This window comes from Rheinheimera gaetbuli (genome assembly GCF_054781935.1).
Map to the genome: position 1 here is coordinate 1 of NZ_BAAGTL010000032.1, position 1,162 is coordinate 1,162.

General features: G+C 49.1%; 1 protein-coding gene. It reads left to right on the plus strand.

All coding sequences use genetic code 11. The features are described 5' to 3' along the window. Positions 1-1,162, plus strand: a 1,162-nt coding sequence (locus ACYVIC_RS19615) for a condensation domain-containing protein (RefSeq protein WP_460862682.1), incomplete at both ends; no start/stop codon positions are given.

Consider the following 1,162-nt stretch of genomic DNA (forward strand, 5'->3'; position numbering starts at 1 on the left):
GCTGGTTGATGCAGAGGTGCAGGCGGCCTTACCTGCGGGCGTAGAGGATGCTTACCCGGTGTCGCAGTTACAACAAGGTATGCTCTATCACACCATGCTTCAAAGTGGCGCAGGTATATATCATGATATTGTTCATTATCGTATTGGCTTGGACTTTGATGAGAATAGTCTTCGTAAGGCGCTAGAGTTACTGACTGATCGCCATGCCATTCTGCGTACAGGCATTGATCTGGAGAGTTATCCTGTTCCGTTGCAACTGGTATACCGTCAGGTGTTGCCGCAATTAAGTGTTATTCCGCTAGAAAGCGACATTCAGTCTGGTTTACAGGCGTGGCAGCAACATGAATTACAGCATGGTTTTGCTAAAGATAGTTATCCATTGATCCGTTTTGCTGCTTTGTTAACACGTGCAGGGGTTTGGTATCTAGGATTTAGTTTTCACCATGCCATTCTTGATGGCTGGAGCGAGGCCAGTCTTATGGCCGAGTTACTAAGCACCTATAGCGGTTTGCTTAACGGTCAGTCTACAGAAACGTTGCCACTGCGCTCTACTTATCGCGACTTTATTGTCCGTGAACAGGCTGCACTAAATGACCCTGTACAGCGTGACTATTGGCAGAGCTTTGATGATTCAGCCTTAAGTCGGGTGCAGCTACCTTGTTTGGCCGATGTGAAAGAAGACGAATATTGTTTAGACACTGCGGTCTCTGAAACGGTGTCTTATGTTCTTGACAGCGAGCAGTCAAAAGCTTTGCGCCGGCTGGCCATTGAGCAGGGTTGTTCATTAAAAACCGTGCTGCTTTGTGCGCACCTTAAGACCCTGTCTTTAGCATGCGCTAAGGATCATGTGGTATCTGGTGTGTCCTTCCATGGCCGCCCTGAGGTGGTGGACAGTGAGAAGGTGCTGGGACTGTTTGTAAATGTTTTGCCGGTGGCTCTGTCTGTCCAGGGTGGTAGCTGGATAGAGTTGATCAATAAAGTTGAAGCTAAGTACAAGCAGGTTCTGCCATACCGTTTTTATCCGCTGGCGGAGATAAAACGCTGCAGAGGTGGCGAACAGCCTTTTGAAAGCTCGTTCAACTACACGCAGTTCAATGTGCTGTGGCAGGAGGATGCGCAGGCGGGAACCCAGTTAAATGATCAGCGCGGCGGAGTGGCGGAG